We start from the raw sequence: 14281 nt of genomic DNA on the forward strand, positions 1-14281 counted from the left end.
TCCCGACCAGGGCTGCCCAGCGGCGACAAAGGACAGTGCACACTGGCGGGTCGGGACACAGTGTTCGAAGAGAGCGGGACGGCGTGGCTGGATCGACACGGGCGAGGAAGACAAACGGGGGATCAGCGAGCGGAAATCGACGGTTGGTGATCGTCGAGTCGCCCGCGAAGGCGCGGAAGATCGCGTCGTACCTCGGCAGCGACTTCGTCGTGGAGTCATCCAAGGGGCACATCCGGGACCTCCCCCGGGGAGCGGCCGACGTGCCCGCGAAGTACAAGGGCATGCCGTGGGCGCGCCTCGGCGTCGACGTGGACCACGACTTCGAGCCCCTGTACGTCGTCACGCCGGACAAGAAGGCGACCGTCGCGGAGCTGAAAGAGCTGCTCAAGGACGTCGACGAGCTCTACCTCGCGACAGACGGCGACCGCGAGGGCGAGGCCATCGCCTGGCACCTGCTGGACACGCTGAAGCCGAAGGTCCCGGTCCGGCGGATGGTGTTCCACGAGATCACCGAGCCCGCGATCCTCGCCGCCGCCGCGAACCCGCGCGACCTGGACCAGGACCTGGTCGACGCCCAGGAGACCCGCCGCATCCTCGACCGCCTCTACGGCTACGAGGTCAGCCCGGTGCTGTGGAAGAAGGTCATGCCGAAGCTCTCGGCGGGCCGGGTGCAGTCCGTGGCGACCAGGATCGTGGTCGAGCGCGAGCGCGAGCGGATGAAGTTCGTCACCGCCTCGTACTGGGACGTCTCGGCGACCATGGACGCGGGCGAGGAGGCCTCGCCGCGCACGTTCGGCGCCCGCCTGATCGCGGTCGACGGCACCCGCCTCGCCTCGGGCCGCGACTTCGGCTCCGACGGCCGGCTGAAGGCCGGTTCGGAAGTCCGGGTGCTGGACGAGGCCCAGGCGAGGGCCATCGCCGACGGCCTGGTCAACGCCACCATGAAGGTCTCCTCGGTCGAGGAGAAGCCGTACACCCGCAAGCCGTACGCGCCGTTCATGACGTCCACGCTCCAGCAGGAGGCGGGCCGCAAGCTGCGCTTCTCCGCGGACCGCACCATGCGCACGGCGCAGAAGTTGTACGAGAACGGCTACATCACCTACATGCGCACCGACAGCACGACGCTGTCGGAGACGGCGATCTCGGCGGCCCGCGCGCAGGCCACCGAGCTGTACGGCGCGCAGTACGTGGCCAAGGAGCCCCGCCAGTACACCCGCAAGGTCAAGAACGCGCAGGAGGCCCACGAAGCCATCCGCCCGGCCGGCGAGGTGTTCCGCACCCCCGGCGAGGTGGCCCGCGAGCTGGAGTCGGACGAGTTCAAGCTGTACGAGCTGATCTGGCAGCGCACGATTGCCTGCCAGATGGCCGACGCGCGCGGCAACACGACGTCGATCCGGATCTCCGGCACGACCCAGGCCACCCGACCGGGTGGAGCTCCCGGCTCCGCCGGGGCCGGCGGCGAGGCGGTCACCTTCGCCACCTCCGGCCGCACGATCACGTTCGCCGGCTTCCTCAAGGCGTACGTGGAGACGGTCGACTCGGAGGCCGGCGGCGAGTCCGACGACGCCGAGTCCCGGCTCCCGCTGCTGGTCAAGGACCAGGAGCTGCTGGCGGCGGAGCTGTCCGCGGACGGCCACTCGACGTCGCCGCCCCCGCGCTTCACCGAGGCCAGCCTGATCAAGACGATGGAAGAGCTGGGCATCGGCCGGCCCTCCACCTACGCCTCGATCATCAGCACCGTCCAGGACCGCGGCTACGTGTGGAAGAAGGGCTCCGCCCTCGTCCCGTCGTGGGTGGCGTTCGCCGTGGTCGGGCTGCTGGAGCAGCACTTCGGCCGGTTGGTGGACTACGACTTCACGGCGGCCCTGGAGGACGAGCTCGACGGCATCGCCGCCGGCCGCCAGGAGCGGACCACGTGGCTGTCCGGGTTCTACTTCGGCGGCAACGTCGGTCCGGAGTCGTCGGTCGGCCGGTCCGGCGGGCTGAAGAAGCTGGTCGGCTCCAGCGTCGAGGCGATCGACGCCCGCGAGGTCAACTCGATCCCGCTGTTCCCCGACCTGGAGGGCCGCACGGTCTTCGTCCGGGTCGGCCGGTACGGACCGTACCTGGAGCGCGAGGTCGAGGGGCCGGACGGCGGGGTCAGCGCGCAGCGCGCGAACCTGCCCGACGACATGCCGCCGGACGAGCTGAACCGCGAGATCGCGGAGAAGCTGTTCTCGACCCCGCAGGAGGGTCGTTCGCTGGGCAACGACCCGGTGACCGGGCACGAGATCGTGGCCAAGGAAGGCCGGTTCGGGCCGTACGTGACCGAGGTGCTGCCGGAGGCCCCGGAGGGCACGAAGAAGCCGCCGAAGCCGCGCACCGGCTCGCTGTTCAAGTCGATGTCGCTGGACACGGTCACGCTGGACGACGCGCTGAAGCTGCTCTCGCTGCCGCGCGTGGTCGGCAAGGACCCGGAGACCGGCGCGGAGATCACGGCGCAGAACGGCCGGTACGGGCCCTACCTGAAGAAGGGCACCGACTCGCGGTCGCTGACCAGCGAGGACCAGCTGTTCACGGTGACCCTCGACGAGGCGCTGAAGATCTACGCCGAGCCGAAGAAGCGGGGCCGGGCCGCCGCCGCGCCGCCGTTGAAGGAGCTGGGCGAGGACCCGGTGTCCGGCAAGCCGATGGTGGTCAAGGAGGGCCGGTTCGGCCCGTACGTGACCGACGGCGAGACGAACGCGTCGCTGCGCAAGTCGGACAGCGTCGAGGGCCTGTCCGACGAACGGGCGGCCGAGCTGCTGGCCGAGAAGCGGGCCAAGGGTCCGACGACGAAGAAGAAGGCTCCGGCGGCGAAGAAGCCGGCGGCGCGGAAGAAGGCTCCGGCCAAGACCAAGAGCTAGCGGAGGTGGGCGGTGGACGATTTCGGCGCTGGTCCAGTGGGCCGGGACGGAACGGAGGCCCCACCGCCCCCGCGCGTGTTCGAGGACCCGCTCGCGGGCCTGGTGACGGGCGAGCAGCCCTACCGGCGTGAGGCCGTGGCGCCGATCGTCGTGCCGTCGTTGACGCCTCCGCAGCCGCCGAGCGCGCCGTACGTCCCGTCTGCCCGCGGTCCGGTTCGTGGTCCGGCCCGCGCGCAGCGACCCGCCCAGCCGAACCGATCCGCTCAGCCGAACCGACCCGTCCCGTCGCGTCGGCCTGCCCGGTCACAGCGCCCCGTCGAGTCGTACGAGCCCGCCCAGTCGCACGTCGCGAACCCGTACGCGTTCGTGCGGGACCCGCCGGGTCGGCAGGTCGCGCCCAGGCAGCCCGGCCCACCCCGCCGTCAACCCGTGCGGGCGGGAGCGGGACAACAAGCGCCGAAGTTGAACAAGAGCAGCCTGATCGGGTGCTTGGTGGCGCTGGCGGCGGTGAGCGGGCTGTTGTTCAACGTGGTGCGTGAGATCATCCAGGCTGCGGTCGACTTGCTGAAGTGATCTCACTTTGGTCACCCGAATGGCGGCTGCGGTCATGAGGGTGAATAGGCACGGCTACCCTTACGTCCTGCACATCGGCGGGGGTGAGCACAATCCAAGACGGCGGCGCAGCGGCTTCGACCAGCCACCGGATTCGCAGCGTGTTGGCGATCCGGCCGTTCCGCAGGCTGTGGGGTGTCACCTACCTGTGCAGCGTTGGTGACTGGCTGTCACTGCTCGCGTTGACCGGCCTCGTCCGGCAGATGCTGAACGAGAGCTACCAGTGGCAGAGCTTCTCGCTCAGCCTGGTGGTGCTCACGCAGCTGCTCCCCGGCATCCTGTTCGCCCCGCTGGGCGGAGTGCTGGCGGACCGGTTCGACCGCCGCAAGATCATGGTCGCCTGCGACGTGCTGCGCGGTGGCCTGTTCATCTCGATCGCCCTGGTCGGCACCGCGTGGTGGCTGTTCGTGGCGAACTTCCTGGTCGGCTGCTGCGCCATGCTGTGGATCCCGGCCAAGGACTCGGCGGTGCCGAACCTGCTGCGCCGGCCGGACCAGGTGGAGACGGCCAACCAGCTCGGCCTGGTGATGACCTACGGCATCGCGGTCATCTCCGGCGCGGGCCTGTACGCGATCATCTCCGGCATCCCGGGCTACCTGAACGTGCAGAGCTCGGACCTGGAGTTCCGGATCGCCACGATCGCGGTCATGGTCAACGGCGCGCTGTACCTGACCGCGGCGCTGCTGGTCGCCACCCGCGTCCCGGAGCTGTCCGGCCGGATGGCGCCCGTCAACCGGGGGCGAGCGGACGGCGGTGCGCCCGGCTTCTTCGCCATGCTGCGCGACGGAATGCGGTTCGCGGCCCGCACACCGCTGGTCCGCGGCCTGGTCATCGGCATGATCGGCGCGTTCGCCGCGGCCGGCGCGGTGATCGGCACGGCACCGCTCTACGCGGACTCGCTGCTCGGCGGCGAGTCGACGTTCGGCCTGCTGTTCGTCGCCGTGTTCACCGGTCTGGCGATCGGCATGGGGACCGCGCCGCGAATGGCCCGGCGGCTGCCCTACGACCGGCTGTTCGGCGTCACGATCGTGGTCGCCGGCATGAGCCTGGTGGTGGTCGCGTTCGCGCCCCACCTGTGGGTGGCCCTGGTCGCGGTGGCGTTCGTCGGCGCGTCGGCCGGCACGGCGTTCCTGACCGGCCTGACCATCGTGGGCTCGCGGGTCGAGGACGCGATGCGCGGCCGGACGGTGGCCCTGCTCCAGTCCCTGCTCAAGATCGTGCTCGGGGCCGCCGCCGCCGCCGCGCCGCTGCTGGTGTCGCTGGTGCAGAAGCGCACGATCACCGTCTTCAACCACCCGATGCAGGTGGACGGGACCCGGCCGGTGCTGTTCGGCGCGGCGCTGATCGCCGCGCTGCTCGGGCTGATCGCCTACCGGCAGATGGACGACCGGCGCACCGAGCCGCTGTTCCACGACCTGCTCTCGGCGCTGCGCGGGCGGGCGCGGCGGACCACCGGCGTGCTGATCGCCGTCGAGGGCGACACCCGGCAGGACACGTCCGTGCAGGCCAGGAGGCTGGCCGAGGCGTTGCGCGAGACCGGCCGCCAGGTGGTGCTCGCGTCCGACCCGGACCTCGACGAGCAGCGGCTGCGCAACCTGCTGTCCACCGCCGACCTGGCCGGGGTGCGGGCGCACGCGCTGGTCGCCGCCGCGGTGCGGGCGGACGTGGTGGAGCGCGAGGTGCGGCCGGCGTTGGCCGAAGGCCTGCTGGTCGTCATGGAGCGGTACGTCGACAGCCCGCTGGCGCACTTCAGCGCGGCCGGCACGCTGGAGCCGCGGGAGATGGAGGGCCTGGTCGACTGGGCCACCGGACGACTGCGGCCGGACGTGACCGTGCTGCTGGACCGGATGCCGTCCGAGGTGCGGGCGGCCGGCGGCACGCTGGAGACGGTCGAGCACCACTGGCGGGTGCAGAAGCTGCTGACGGACATGGCGTCGGCCGACCCGGAGCGGTACGTCGTGGTCGACGCGGACGGGCCCGAGGACGAGGTGGCCGAACGGGTGCGGGCGGCGGTGGTGCCGCTGCTCGCGCGGCGGGCGGGGATGCCGCCGAAGCCGGTGGCCGAGACGTCCTGACGGATCGGTACGGTCGCCTGGTGAACCGTGGTGTGTGGGGCGACGTCGTCGGTCAGCCCGAGGCGGTCGCGGTGCTGTCGGCGGCGGCGGAGGCCGCCGCGTCGATCGTGGCGGGGGGTACGCCCGCGCCGGGCGCGATGACGCACGCGTGGCTGTTCACCGGGCCGCCCGGTTCGGGGCGTTCGGTGGCGGCACGGGCGTTCGCCGCCGCGTTGCAGTGCATCACCGCCGACGACCGGCCTGGCTGCGGCGGGTGCCCCGGTTGCCACACCGCCCTGGCGGGCACCCACGCCGACGTGCGGGTGGTCTCGCCCGAGGGCTTGTCGATCTCGGTCGGCGAGATGCGGGCGCTGGTGCAGGTGTCCGCGCGCCGGCCGACGTCCGGGCGGTGGCAGGTGGTGATCATCACCGACGCCGACCGGCTCACCGAGGGCGCGGCCAACGCGCTGCTCAAGGCGGTGGAGGAGCCGCCGGACCGGACCGTGTTCCTGCTGTGCGCGCCATCGGACCACCCGGAGGACGTGTCGGTGACCATCCGGTCCCGGTGCCGGATCGTCTCGTTGGCCACGCCCCGGGTCGCCGCGATCGCGTCGGCGCTGGAGTACGAGGGCGTGGCGCCGGAGGTGGCGTCGTGGGCCGCTTCGGTGTGCGGCGGGCACGTGGGGCGCGCGCGGCGGTTGGCCACGGACGAGCAGGCGCGGGCACGGCGCGAGGCGGTGTTGCGGATCCCGCTGGCACTGCGGCGTCCGGCGGACATCTTCACGTGCGCCGACCAGCTCGTGTCGGCGGCCGAGGGTGATGCCGTGGCCGCCAACGAGGGCCGTGACCTGGCCGAGCGCGAGGCGATGGAAATGGCCATGGGGGCCGGCGGCACGGGCAAGGGGACGGCCGCCGCGACCCGTGGCGCCAAGGGCGCGTTGAAGGAACTGGAGAAGCGGCAGAAGTCGAGGGCGACCCGGACCCAGCGCGATTCGCTGGACCAGGCGCTGGTCGACCTGGCCGCGTTCTACCGGGACGTGCTGGTGACGGCGTCCGGCGCGCCGGCCGTGCTGAACCACCCGGACCGGGCGGAGGACGCCCGTTCGGCCGCGGCGGCGTGGACCCCGGAGTCGACGTTGCGCCGGCTGGAGGCGGTGCTGAACTGCCGGACCGCGCTGGAGCTGAACGTGAAGCCGCGGATCGCCGTCGAAGCCATGCTCACCACGCTCCAGCGCGGCTGACGCCGACCGGAGCACCCGCCCAGAACGTGTCCGCCCAGAACGTGTCCGCCCAGCACGTGTCCGCCCGGCACGGGCTCACCCGGCGGGCGGCGGCTCGGTCGGTGCGGCGGTCGGGGACTTGACCGGACGTCGGCGGGCGGGTGCGGGCAGGGCGGCCACCACGACGACACCGATCAGCAGCAGGGCCGTGCCGGTCCAGAAGATCGGGATCGTCTTGTACGCGGCGTTCGTGTAGGCCAGCGGCTGGTCCTGCCGCGGCGGCGCCGGCTGGCCACCACCCCCCGGCGGGGCCTGCGCCGGAGCGCAGACCACGCCGCCGTTCGGGGCGGCCGCGCGCACGATCTGCTCACCCAGGGACACCTGTGCCAGCGCCGACGGCAGGTTCGGCAGCCCGAGGGCATCGGTCGGCAGCAGCTGGAGGTCGAGCAGGCGCGCGGTCGCCCCGAGCATGTACCCCTTGATGGTGGGACCGCCCTGCTGGAGCGGACCGTCGATCACCATGTCCTTCTGGTTGAGCTGGGCGATCTGCAACCGCAGCACGCCGATGTCGAGCAGCGGCAGGCCTTGGGCCAGGTCGCCGACGAGCGGCAGCTCCTGACCCGGGGCGACGCCGATGGGGACGTCCAGCTTCGGGTTGGCCGCGTCGAGCGTGCCCAGCTCCCTGCCGCCCTGGGTGACGCGGAGGACCGGCGCGGTGTACGTGATGCCGGACGTGGCCTCGTCGCCCGTGGAGAGCGCGACCAGCGTCGGCCGGCTGACCACGTCGATGCGGATCTCCCCGGCCGTGCCCGCGAGGAGGCGGACGCTCGCGGCCTGGAGCGTGGACGTGGACCGGACGGCCTTGTTCGCGCTGCCGGGGAGGTCGACCAGTTCGACGGTCGAGTGCGCGCTGAGCGTCTCCGGGAGGCTGAGCAGCGAGCCGGTCGCGCCGCTGTCGGGGCTGCCGGAGAGCAGGCCGCCGAGTTGGCTGAGCGGCGCGCTGAGCTGCTTGACGCTGTCGATCAGGGACTGCTTGGCGGCGTCGTCCAGCTTCGGCGTGTCACCGGTGAGCATGCCGGTGAGGTCGGGGGAGCTGGGCAGGGTCGGGATGGCGTTGAGCACGCTGAGGGTCGCGACGGAGGTCTTGGCGTCCGCTAGCGGCTGCACGCACGGGCCCAGCTCGTCGTCCCAGCGGGCGTGCACGCTGCCGTTGAGGAGACCGACCTTGAGCAGGGTGTCGAGCGGTGTGGCGGGCGGCGTCAGGCCACCCGTGATCGGGGCCGCGTTGTCCGGTGACGCGGTCTGCACCAGCGTGCCGGGTGTCTGCGGCGCGCGGCCCTGCACCGCGAAACCCATCGGCGACGCCTGCGCCACCGCCCGCTCGTACGCCAGGAACGCCTCGGTGTTGGCCTGGGCCGACGCCAGCCCGACCCCGATCTCCGCGGCCGACTGCTTGGGCAGCTGCTCGCCGAAACCGGGCAGGACCGTGCTGGTCGTGGTCGAGTCCGGGGCGATCCTCACCACGGCCAACCCGGTGCCGGCGTCCCCGATCGCGTGGGCCTGGGTGGTCGGCCCGGCGGACACCGGCGGCTGGGCCGGGTCACGCGGTCCGGGCACCGGCGTCGTCGACGGCTGGGCGGACGCGGGAGCGGCGCAGAGCGCGACCAGCACGGCGGCGGCGGGCAGGGCCATCAGGCGCATGTGGTCGGACCTCCAGGACAGCGGCGTCATCGGTGCGGCGCCCGCGTGAGCCCCGTCACTCCTCGTCCAACGAGCCGGCCCCCCGTCGGTGACGGCTGAACCTTCAGCTATAGTTGTCGCGTCTCGCCGCCTTAGCTCAGTCGGCCAGAGCAGCTCACTCGTAATGAGCAGGTCATCGGTTCGATTCCGATAGGCGGCTCCGCGGGACAGGGGCCAGGTCGGTATTTCCGACCTGGCCCCTTCTTCTTTGGCTGCGCCTCTCGGGCGGGCCGCTCACCGCAATGTTGCGCCGTGGGTAGTCGAACGGCGTCGAACGACTGCTCCATCGGAGTGACCTTTTCACCATTGGCGTCAGTCGTGGGCGACCGTGTCGTTGCCACCCTGGAGGTGAGGGCGATGGTCACGATGATCGTGTCGACGGTGCTGGCGTTGCCGTTGGCCGTGCTCGCGGCGCGGGTGGGGCGCCGGCGGTGGGTGCGCCGGCGGACCGTGGCGAGGGTCCGGGCGGAGTTGTTCCGGCACTGGGTCCGCGAAGAGCCGAGCGGGCGGTTCCTCATCCGGTCCTGACGACGGGGGCCGCGATCCTGGTGATCACGTCGCCGTACCGGCGGATCAGCTCGGCCTTCGCCGCCGCGGGCGTGCCCACGACGGCGAAGGCGTCCAGGACCTCGTCGGTGACGGCGGCGGCCATGTCGTCCCACAGCTGCCGCCGCGACATGCGGTGCAGTTCCTCGTGCAGCTCGCCCCACCCGTGCAGGTCGAGCACCTTGCGGTAAGCGGGCGTCGAGCCGTAGAACGCGATCTGGCGACGCACCTCGGCGACGGCCGCCTCATCGCACGCCACCAGCGACGGGCCGCTGACCTCCAGGCCCGCCAACGGCTTCCCGGCCTTCGCCCGGCCCCGTGCCAACGCCGGCAGCGTCACCTCGCGCAGGTAGCGCTCGGTGGTGAAGTTGTGGCACAGGAACCCGTCCGCCACCTCGCCCGCGACCTCGGTCATCAGCTCGCCGACACCCGCCAGCCACACCATGGGCGCGCCGTGCGGGTTCGGGCCCGGCGAGAAGAACGGTGTCATCAACGTGTGCGTGTAGAACTCGCCGCGGAACCTCAGCCGCTCGTCGGTGGCCCAGCTGTGCCAGATGGCGCGCAACGCCAGCACGAACTCGCGCATCCGCGCGGCCGGTCGTGACCACGGCATGCCGAAGCGCTTGGTGATGTGCGCTTCGACCTGCGAGCCCAGGCCCAGGTTGAACCGGCCGCCGGACAGCAGCTGGAGGTCGTTCGCCTGCATGGCCGTGCTCATCGGGTTGCGCGCGAACGCCACCGCGATCGCCGTGCCCAGGTCGACCCGCTCCACCTGTCCGGCCACCACGCCGAGCGCGAGGAACGGGTCGTGCCGGGTCTCCGCCAGCCAGAAGCCGTCGCACCCCTCGGCCTCCGCCGCGCGGGCGGCGTCGACCACGGTCGTCGGGTCGTACGCGATCTCCAGCCGGTCCACCTTCATGGGGACGGTTCTACTACTCCCGGCCGCCTACTTGTCGCAGGCCGTGCCGTCGCCGTCCCGGTCGAGACCGGAGCGGTAGCCGGGCTGACCGGCGTGCAGCGGCGCCTTGCCCGCGGCCCGGACGGCGTCGCAGTTGGCGTAGTGGACGGCGGCCGGCTGCTCGGGCTGCGGCGCGGGCTGCACGGGTTGCGGCGCGGGCGCGGTGTGCACCGGCGGCGGCGCAGGCGCGACGGTGTCCGCGCCGGAGCACGGCGCGCCCCACAGGCCGAGCCCGGTGGACTTCGCGGCGTCCTGGGCCGCGACGAGTGCGGCGGTTGCGCCGGAATCGGCCCGAGCCATGCCCTGGCCCAGCACGTGCACGGCCACGTCGACGCCGTCCGGCAGCAGCACCGTGCCGCCGACGACCTGCAAGTCCTTGCCCGCCAGTGCGGTCTTGAGGAAGTCGACCGCGGACGCGGCCCAGCACTCGCCGGGCTGCGCGAGGCCGGCCAGCTGCACCCGTCCGCCACCGGACACGGTGACCGTGCGCCCGTCGACGACTTCCGCGACCCGCACGGCGGGGGGAGTGGTCGTGGTCGGGGCGGTGGTGGTCACCGGGGTGTCGGTCACCGACGCGGTGGACGGCGTGGTCGTGCCGCCCGCCGCGTCGGGCTTGGCGGGATCTTCACCCGAACAGGCGGCACCGACGAAGAACAGGATCACCACCACGGCGGCGGCGGTGATGACGATCCGGCGCTCGGCGGCAAGCCGGCGCCAGGAGTCCAACGGCCCTGCGGGAGAAGCTGCCATGAACGCCTCATCGCAGGCGTACGCCGGGTGTTACCTGTGTCACCGCGAAGAGCCCTGTCAGCGGTTCGGCCGGAGGGTCCACACGACGGTCATCTCCCCGGTCGTCACGCCCTCCGCGTTCGTGATGGTCACGCTCACCGGGAACTCGGGCCGCGTGCCCGACTCCAGCTCGGCCACCACGTCCGCCGCGGGCCGTCCCAGCACGGCCTCGGCGCGCAGCGGCCCGAGCGCGAGCTTCTTGTAGGCGATCTCCGACCGCACGACCAGGGGCGTGGCCTTGGCCATGTGCGCGCTGAACGCGGCGATCACCACGGCGCCGGACGCGGTCTCCGCGACGCCGAACATCATCGCCGCGTGCGGACCGCCCACGTGGTTGCGCAGGTCCTCGCGGTCCGGCAGTTCGGCGACCACCCGATCGGCCGCCACCTCGGGGAACTCGACGCCCACGGTCTTCACCCAGGGCACGGTCTGCTTCATGGCGTCCGCGACGAACGAGTAGTCAGTGCTCATGCCGGCGATGCTACCGGCCGGTAACCACGAGACGCGAGTCACCGGAAATCCGTTTGCCCCGACCTCTCGCCAGGTGCATGCTTGTACTCAGCAACTAGTTGGTTAACGCAAGCAACGGAGTGTGTGATGGTGACCCCGACCAGTGACCGGCCGGTGGCCGACCCGCCGACGGCCGATCACATCGTGCTGGCCGACCGGCTGGGCATGGCGCTGGTCCGGATGCACAAGATGCACGCCTGCGTCGCCGCGCACATGAGCAAGTCCGGCATGGACAAGGCCTCGTTCGTGCTGCTGGCCAACCTCAACCAGATGGGGCCGTCGCGGGCCGGCGCGCTGGCGGAGGCCGTCTTCTCCGACCCGTCCACGGTCAGCCGCCAGGTGGCGACGCTGGTCAAGGACGGCCTGGTGGAACGCCGGGCGGACCCGGAGGACGGCCGCGCGAGCGTGCTGGCCGTGACCGAGGCGGGCGCCCGCCTGCTCCACGAACGCCGGGCGAAGCGCAACGAGACGCTCGCCCGCCTGTTCACGGACTGGCCGGCCGACGAGCGGACGCGGTTCATCGAGTACTTCGAGCGCTTCGTGGGGGACTACGAGAAGGCGCTGCCGGAATTCATCGCCGAGAGCGGACTCGGGCCGCGCTCCGAAGGGGAGACATGATGTCGGAGACGACAACCCGAGCGGACGCGCCGCCACCCGGCGCCGCCCTGCTCACCCACCGGCAGATCCTGACCATCCTGTCGGGCCTGCTGCTGGGGCTGTTCCTGGCCGCGTTGGACCAGATGATCGTGGCCACCGCCATGAAGACCATCGCGGACGAGCTGCACGGCCAGACCCTGCAGGCGTGGGCGACCACCGCCTACCTGATCACCGCGACGATCTCCACGCCGCTGTACGGCAAGCTGTCCGACATCTTCGGCCGCAAGCCGATGTACCTGACCGCGATCTCGCTGTTCCTGCTGGGCTCGCTGCTCTGCGGCATCGCCGACTCGATGTACGAGCTCGCCGCGTTCCGCGCGGTGCAGGGCCTCGGCGCCGGTGGCCTGATGTCGCTGGCCATGGCGATCCTCGCGGACATCACGTCACCGCGTGAGCGCAGCCGCTACGCGGGCTACTTCATGGCCGTCTTCGGCGTCTCCAGCGTCGCCGGCCCGGTCGTCGGCGGTCTGTTCGCCGGCATGGAGTCGTTCCTCGGCACGGCCGGCTGGCGCTGGGTGTTCCTGATCAACGTGCCGATCGCGCTGATCGCGCTGGTCGTGGTGGCCAAGGTGCTGAACATCCCGCACCAGCGGGTGAACCACCGGATCGACTTCGCCGGCGCCGCCCTGCTCACCGTCGGCCTGGTGCCGCTGCTCGTCGTGGCCGAGCAGGGCCGCGAGTGGGGGTGGGCGTCGGGCACCTCGATCGCCCTGTACGTCGTCGGCGTGCTCGGCCTGATCGGGTTCGTGCTCGTCCAGCAGCGCATGGGCGACGAGGCGCTGCTGCCGCTGCGGCTGTTCAAGAGCCACACGTTCTCGCTCGGCAACCTGCTCAACTTCGTGCTCGGCGTCGGGATGTTCGGCGGCATGGTCTCGTTGCCGCTGTACCTCCAGATCGTCAAGGGCTACTCGGCGACCGAGTCCGGCCTGATGATGCTGCCGCTGACGCTGGGGATCATGATGGCGGCGGCCACGAGCGGCATCCTGACCGCCAAGACCGGCCGCTACAAGGTGTTCCCGGTCGTCGGGTTCGGCGTGATGACCGCGGTGCTGATGCTGTTCAGCACGGTCGGCACCGACACGCCGATCTACCAGCCGCTGGTGCTGATGCTGTTCATGGGCATCGGTCTGGGCCTGTGCATGCAGACCCTCCAGGTGGCCATCCAGAACGACTCCGAGCCGCGCGACATGGGCGTGGCGACCTCGTCGGTCACGTTCTTCCGCCAGATCGGCGGCACGGTCGGCGCCGCGGTGTTCCTGTCGATCCTGTTCAGCACGGTCGGCGAGAAGATCGGCGACGGGCTGCGCACGGCGGCCGGCAACCCGGACTTCCAGGCCGCGCTGGCCCGGCCGGAGAACCGCGAGTTCGCCGCCGGCCTGCAGAGCGGCACGGCCTTCGACCTGGACAACACCGAGTTCCTGACCACGCTCGACCCGGTGCTGGTCCGGCCGTTCCTGGACGGCTTCTCCGGGTCGATCGACCTCGTGTTCATGGTGGGCGGGCTGGTCACGCTGGTCGGCTTCGTGGCGATCTGGTTCCTGCGCGAGCAGCCGCTGTCCACCCGTTCGGGTTTGGAGCGGGTGAAGGACGCCGAGGCGGCCAGGGAAGGCAAGGACGAGTCCGCGCCGATCACGACGCCCTGACGCCCACGCGGTCGGTCACACGGAAGAGGCCCGCTCCCCGATCGGGGGGCGGGCCTCTTCGACGGTTCCGGTCAGTGCTCTTCGCCGCGCGCCACGGCGTCCTTCAGGCGCTGGTACGAACGGACGATCTCGGCCTCGGCCTCGGTGCGGCCGACCCAGGTCGCGCCCTCGACGCTCTTGCCGGGCTCCAGGTCCTTGTAGACCTCGAAGAAGTGCTGGATCTCCAGCCGGTAGAACTCGTTCAGGTGGTGGATGTCGCGCAGGTGCTCGGACCGCGGGTCCTCGGCCGGGACGCAGAGCAGCTTGTCGTCGCCGCCCTTCTCGTCGGTCATCCGGAACATGCCGATCGCGCGCGACTTGATCAAGCAGCCCGGGAACGTCGGCTCCTGGACGATCACGAGCGCGTCGAGGGGGTCGCCGTCCTCACCGAGCGTGTCGTCGACGAAGCCGTAGTCCGCCGGGTACTGAGTGGCCGTGAACAGGGTCCGGTCGAGCCGGATGCGTCCCGTCTTGTGGTCCATCTCGTACTTGTTGCGGACCCCCTTGGGGATCTCGATGGTGACGTCGAACTCCACTGCGCGGTCCTCGCTCGTCTTCGCCGTTCGTTACGCCACTAGTGTGGACTACGACGTCTCGTCAACCCCTTGCCGAGGGTGTGACGTTGCCC

The 14281-nt window shown here is 71.6% G+C and carries 12 protein-coding genes and 1 tRNA gene; 8 read left to right on the forward strand and 5 right to left on the reverse strand.

Going from position 1 to position 14281, the window contains the following annotated elements; all coding sequences use genetic code 11:
• Positions 1 to 83 precede the first annotated feature (83 nt).
• The 4 genes from topA to ACRAKI_RS01585 all read left to right on the forward strand — a co-directional run bounded on the left by topA (position 84) and on the right by ACRAKI_RS01585 (position 6792).
• Positions 84 to 2885 (forward strand): type I DNA topoisomerase, encoded by a 2802-nt coding sequence (topA, locus tag ACRAKI_RS01570; protein WP_447005264.1) that lies wholly within the window; start codon positions 84 to 86, stop codon positions 2883 to 2885.
• Between the two features lie 75 nt (positions 2886 to 2960).
• A complete protein-coding gene (locus ACRAKI_RS01575; RefSeq protein ID WP_447005265.1) occupies positions 2961 to 3458 on the forward strand; it encodes a hypothetical protein in 498 nt (165 codons plus the stop codon).
• Positions 3459 to 3541: 83 nt separating this feature from the next.
• Positions 3542 to 5572, forward strand: coding sequence for a bifunctional MFS transporter/dTMP kinase (locus tag ACRAKI_RS01580; RefSeq protein WP_447005266.1), 2031 nt, complete (start codon positions 3542 to 3544; stop codon positions 5570 to 5572).
• A 20-nt stretch (positions 5573 to 5592) separates the two neighbouring features.
• Positions 5593 to 6792, forward strand: coding sequence for a DNA polymerase III subunit delta' (locus ACRAKI_RS01585; RefSeq protein WP_447005267.1), 1200 nt, complete (start codon positions 5593 to 5595; stop codon positions 6790 to 6792).
• A 75-nt stretch (positions 6793 to 6867) separates the two neighbouring features.
• On the opposite strand, the gene ACRAKI_RS01590 is transcribed toward ACRAKI_RS01585, so the two are convergent.
• The gene (locus ACRAKI_RS01590) at positions 6868 to 8472 is read right to left on the reverse strand and encodes a hypothetical protein (RefSeq protein ID WP_447005268.1); all 1605 of its coding nucleotides are present in this window, start codon (positions 8470 to 8472) and stop codon (positions 6868 to 6870) included.
• A 125-nt stretch (positions 8473 to 8597) separates the two neighbouring features.
• Between ACRAKI_RS01590 and ACRAKI_RS01595 the strand changes: the two genes are divergently transcribed.
• Both ACRAKI_RS01595 and ACRAKI_RS01600 read left to right on the forward strand, forming a co-directional pair.
• Positions 8598 to 8671 (forward strand) — tRNA-Thr (locus ACRAKI_RS01595).
• A 197-nt stretch (positions 8672 to 8868) separates the two neighbouring features.
• Positions 8869 to 9039, forward strand: coding sequence for a hypothetical protein (locus tag ACRAKI_RS01600; RefSeq protein ID WP_447005269.1), 171 nt, complete (start codon positions 8869 to 8871; stop codon positions 9037 to 9039).
• Here ACRAKI_RS01600 and ACRAKI_RS01605 read toward each other — a convergent pair.
• The 3 genes from ACRAKI_RS01605 to ACRAKI_RS01615 are packed head-to-tail and all read right to left on the reverse strand — an operon-like array spanning position 9026 to position 11275.
• The gene (locus tag ACRAKI_RS01605) at positions 9026 to 9976 is read right to left on the reverse strand and encodes a TIGR03617 family F420-dependent LLM class oxidoreductase (RefSeq protein WP_447005270.1); all 951 of its coding nucleotides are present in this window, start codon (positions 9974 to 9976) and stop codon (positions 9026 to 9028) included. The genes ACRAKI_RS01600 and ACRAKI_RS01605 overlap by 14 nt on opposite strands.
• A 27-nt stretch (positions 9977 to 10003) precedes the next feature.
• A complete protein-coding gene (locus ACRAKI_RS01610; protein ID WP_447005271.1) occupies positions 10004 to 10765 on the reverse strand; it encodes a thermonuclease family protein in 762 nt (253 codons plus the stop codon).
• A gap of 57 nt (positions 10766 to 10822) precedes the next feature.
• Entirely contained in the window at positions 10823 to 11275 is a 453-nt protein-coding gene (locus tag ACRAKI_RS01615) for a DUF4442 domain-containing protein (protein WP_447005272.1), read from the reverse strand.
• A 126-nt stretch (positions 11276 to 11401) separates the two neighbouring features.
• Between ACRAKI_RS01615 and ACRAKI_RS01620 the strand changes: the two genes are divergently transcribed.
• The gene (locus tag ACRAKI_RS01620) at positions 11402 to 11932 is read left to right on the forward strand and encodes a MarR family winged helix-turn-helix transcriptional regulator (RefSeq protein WP_447005273.1); all 531 of its coding nucleotides are present in this window, start codon (positions 11402 to 11404) and stop codon (positions 11930 to 11932) included.
• Complete coding sequence (locus tag ACRAKI_RS01625) at positions 11932 to 13614, forward strand: MDR family MFS transporter (protein ID WP_447005274.1); 1683 nt, start codon at positions 11932 to 11934, stop codon at positions 13612 to 13614. Before ACRAKI_RS01620 ends, ACRAKI_RS01625 begins: the two co-directional genes overlap by 1 nt.
• A 71-nt stretch (positions 13615 to 13685) precedes the next feature.
• On the opposite strand, the gene ACRAKI_RS01630 is transcribed toward ACRAKI_RS01625, so the two are convergent.
• Positions 13686 to 14189: an inorganic diphosphatase gene (locus ACRAKI_RS01630; RefSeq protein ID WP_033443217.1), complete on the reverse strand. Its 504-nt coding sequence runs from the start codon at positions 14187 to 14189 to the stop codon at positions 13686 to 13688.
• Between the last annotated feature and the right edge of the window lie 92 nt (positions 14190 to 14281).

It is taken from the genome of Saccharothrix isguenensis (genome assembly GCF_052936305.1).

Bases quoted from the DNA above. Each gene is read 5' to 3' on its own strand.
- ACRAKI_RS01610 (WP_447005271.1), bottom strand. From the start codon at position 10,765: ATGGCAGCTTCTCCCGCAGGGCCGTTGGACTCCTGGCGCCGGCTTGCC.
- ACRAKI_RS01625 (WP_447005274.1), top strand. From the start codon at position 11,932: ATGTCGGAGACGACAACCCGAGCGGACGCGCCGCCACCCGGCGCCGCC.
- ACRAKI_RS01620 (WP_447005273.1), top strand. From the start codon at position 11,402: ATGGTGACCCCGACCAGTGACCGGCCGGTGGCCGACCCGCCGACGGCC.
- ACRAKI_RS01600 (WP_447005269.1), top strand. From the start codon at position 8,869: ATGGTCACGATGATCGTGTCGACGGTGCTGGCGTTGCCGTTGGCCGTG.
- ACRAKI_RS01590 (WP_447005268.1), bottom strand. From the start codon at position 8,472: ATGCGCCTGATGGCCCTGCCCGCCGCCGCCGTGCTGGTCGCGCTCTGC.
- ACRAKI_RS01615 (WP_447005272.1), bottom strand. From the start codon at position 11,275: ATGAGCACTGACTACTCGTTCGTCGCGGACGCCATGAAGCAGACCGTG.
- ACRAKI_RS01605 (WP_447005270.1), bottom strand. From the start codon at position 9,976: ATGAAGGTGGACCGGCTGGAGATCGCGTACGACCCGACGACCGTGGTC.